The 2,909-nt window shown below is 71.8% G+C and carries 3 protein-coding genes, 1 tRNA gene and 1 pseudogene; 3 read left to right on the plus strand and 2 right to left on the minus strand.

What is annotated here, in order from left to right:
- Together B9G49_RS15900 and B9G49_RS15905 are read left to right on the plus strand one after the other, a co-directional pair.
- Positions 1-238: pseudogene (locus B9G49_RS15900) on the plus strand (ABC transporter ATP-binding protein); the annotation flags it as partial.
- A 13-nt stretch (positions 239-251) separates the two neighbouring features.
- The gene (locus B9G49_RS15905; protein WP_086217015.1) at positions 252-1,424 is read left to right on the plus strand and encodes an ABC transporter permease; all 1,173 of its coding nucleotides are present in this window, start codon (positions 252-254) and stop codon (positions 1,422-1,424) included.
- Between the two features lie 61 nt (positions 1,425-1,485).
- Here B9G49_RS15905 and B9G49_RS15910 read toward each other — a convergent pair whose 3' ends face one another.
- A complete protein-coding gene (locus B9G49_RS15910) occupies positions 1,486-1,986 on the minus strand; it encodes an HPP family protein (protein WP_086217016.1) in 501 nt (166 codons plus the stop codon).
- A gap of 145 nt (positions 1,987-2,131) precedes the next feature.
- Between B9G49_RS15910 and B9G49_RS15915 the strand changes: the two genes are divergently transcribed.
- A complete protein-coding gene (locus tag B9G49_RS15915; protein ID WP_086217017.1) occupies positions 2,132-2,626 on the plus strand; it encodes a metal-dependent hydrolase in 495 nt (164 codons plus the stop codon).
- 69 nt (positions 2,627-2,695) lie between these two features.
- Here B9G49_RS15915 and B9G49_RS16605 read toward each other — a convergent pair.
- Positions 2,696-2,849, minus strand: a tRNA-Met gene (locus B9G49_RS16605).
- Between the last annotated feature and the right edge of the window lie 60 nt (positions 2,850-2,909).

Raw genomic sequence — 2,909 nt, forward strand, 5'->3', positions numbered from 1 at the left:
CGGCGAGGCGATCCTCGCCGAGTTCGAGCGCGTCAAGGCCGAGGGGGTCGCCGTCATCGCCGTCACGCACGATCCGCTCGTCGAGGAGTACGCCGACCGCGTCGTCGACCTCACCGACGGCGTGCTGACCGGCGGCTTGCCCGGCGAGTCCGATCCGCACGCCGACGCGGACCGGCGCGGCGGCCGCGACGCCGGCCGGACCGCTCCGGGACCGCAGATGGGCGGTGACCGCGGATGAGCGGTGACCGCGGATGAGCGCCGACGACCGCGCACCGGGGGGCGCCGCCGGCTGGCTCCGCGGCTGGCGCCCCGCGGTGTCGATGGCGTCGCGGAACCTCCGACGAAACCGGGTCCGGACCGTGCTGGCGGTCCTCGGGGTCTGTATCGGGGTCCTCGCGGTCGCGGCGCTCGGCATCTTCGGGAACGTGCTGGCGCTGGGCGCGGACGACGCCATCGGCGATATCGGCACGCAGGTCGTCGTGTCGCCGAACACCGACGCCGGCGTGGAGTCGCTGTCCGACGCGGACATCGCCTCGATCCGCCGGGCGGTCGGCGAGCCCGCAGTGATCCCGCTGTACTCCGACAGCGCCACGGTCGCGCGGCAGGGCGACCAGACGTTCGCGACGGTGTACGGGGTCGAAGAGCCCGCGCTGGCGTACGAGGCAGCCGAGGGGCGACTCCCCGAGCGGCACCGACAGGGCGCGATCCTCGGCGCGGGGATCGCCGAGGACCTCGGCGCCGGCGCGGGCGACACCGTCGAGATCGCCGGCTCGCAGGTCCGCGTCATCGCGGTGTTGGTCGAGAGCCAGACGTTCAGCCCGGTCGCGCCCGACGACGCGGTGTACCTCCCCGAGTCGGCGTTCTCGGCCGACGGCTACGCGCAGGCGCTCGTCGTCTCCGACACCGGCGCCGAGGCGCGGGCGGCCGCGGACGCCATCCGCGAGGCGGTGAACGCCCGCGAGGACCGGGTGGAGCTGTTCGAGCTGGCCGCCCTCGTCGACGAGATCAACGAGTTCTTCGGCCTCCTCTCGACGTTCCTGCTCGGGCTCGGCGCGATCTCCCTCGTCGTCGCCGGGGTCTCGATCCTCAACGTGATGCTGATGAGTACCGTCGAGCGCCGGCAGGAGATCGGGGTGATGCGCGCGGTCGGCGTCGCCCGCCGCGACGTGTTGCGCGTCCTGCTCGCGGAGGCCGGGCTGATCGGCGCGGCCGGCGCCGCGGCCGGCACCCTGCTCACCGTCCTGCTCGTCGCGGGCCTGGTCCTCGCGACGCCCGCCGTCGACACGGCGCTCGTGCTCGACCGTACGAACGCCTACTACCTCCTCTTGGCGCTCGGCTTCGGCGTCGGCGTGGGGCTCGTCAGCGGCGCGTACCCCGCGTGGAAGGCGGCCAACGAGCGGCCCGTCGAGGCGCTTCGGAGCTGACGCGGTCGCCGACATCCACAGCCGAGCGTCCGCGGGACCCCTCGCGACGGTCCGACCGGATCTACTCCAGTCGGCGGTCGCGGAACGCGCGGATCACGTCCTGACGCGCGATGATCCCGATGATACGGCCGTCGTCGTCGACGACGGGCACGCGGTTGATGTCGGGGTCGTCGCCGACGAGCAGGTCCAGCACGTCGTCGACGCTCACGTCCGGCGTCACGGTCGCCACGTCCGCGCTCATCACCTCGGAGACGGGTCGGTCCGCGTTGCGGAGCATGTCGACGCCCAGATCGAGGTCGGCCCACGGGCGCTTCACCTGATACGAGAGGGTGTCCACGAACGGAGGGAGTCCGACGGGGATCCACAGCGTCTCGTCCTCCGGCTCGAACAGGTCGACGAGGTCGGACTCGGTGACGATCCCGACCACCCGCTCGTCCTCGTCGACGACCGGGAACCCGCTGAACTCGTACCGAGCGAACCGCTTGAACGCGTCGGCGACGTCGTCGTCCGGCGAGACCGTCTTCACGTCCGGCTCCATCAGGTCGCGGGCGGTCAGTGTCATACCGGAGCGTCACGGCGGGAGGCCGTAGGCGTTTCGCCCCGACAACGCGACGGGACCGCGAGCTCCGCGGACGCGTCCGGAGACGCGCCGTGGGGGGTCGCGTCTCGACGTAACGGACTTACGGACCCGGAACGCAGTCGTCAACATGTACCGGAAGGGACACGTCGGGGCCTCGCTCGTCGTCTACGCCCCGTTCGGGTTTCTCGTCACCGCCCTCCTCTCGATAGAGGCCGGCCTCGTCGGCGCCGCCGGCGTCGCCTCGACGGCGATGGTCCCCGACCTCGACATGCGAGTTCCCGTCGTCAGGCATCGGGGGATCACGCACACCGTCTGGTTCGCGCTGCTCGTCGGAGTCGTCCTCGGGGGCGTCGGGCTGGCGGCCGGGCTTCAGCGCGGACTCGCCGAGGCGCTGCTGTTCGGCGCCGCCGCGTTCCTGTTCGGCGCCGTGACGATCGTCTCGCACATCCTCGCGGACGCGCTCACACCGGCGGGCATCCGACCGTACGCGCCCGTGCGAGACACCGAGTATTCGCTCGACCTGTTCACCGCGGCGAATCCCTTCGCGAACTACGGACTGTTGGGACTGGGCGGCGTCGTCGTCGCGGTCGCGCTCGTCGCCGGCGAGGCGGTTCCGGTGTAGCACTCGATCCGGCGGCGACGGCGGACGGATCGGCGGGGCCGGCGCTCGCCGACCGGTCGGTCGTAGAAATGGCCGGGGTGGGCTCCGAACCCACGATCTCCGCATGTCCCAGGTCCGAGGCTCGGCGGAGCCACGGGAAGGACGCGGACGCTTCCAAGGCGTCACCGCACCGAATCTCCGAACCCTATGAGTGCGGCGCTATGTCCAGCTAAGCCACCCGGCCTCACCTTCTCGTACCGCGATGAGACCCTTTAACCTTCCCATCCGTCGGAGGGTTGTGAAC

The organism is Halorubrum sp. SD683 (assembly GCF_002135045.1).
Classification (GTDB): Archaea; Halobacteriota; Halobacteria; order Halobacteriales; family Haloferacaceae; genus Halorubrum; species Halorubrum ezzemoulense.

What these genes read in the sequence shown, in the direction of transcription:
- B9G49_RS15905 (WP_086217015.1), top strand. Translation starts at nt 252, where the DNA reads ATGAGCGCCGACGACCGCGCACCGGGGGGCGCCGCCGGCTGGCTCCGC.
- B9G49_RS15910 (WP_086217016.1), bottom strand. Translation starts at nt 1,986, where the DNA reads ATGACACTGACCGCCCGCGACCTGATGGAGCCGGACGTGAAGACGGTC.
- B9G49_RS15915 (WP_086217017.1), top strand. Translation starts at nt 2,132, where the DNA reads ATGTACCGGAAGGGACACGTCGGGGCCTCGCTCGTCGTCTACGCCCCG.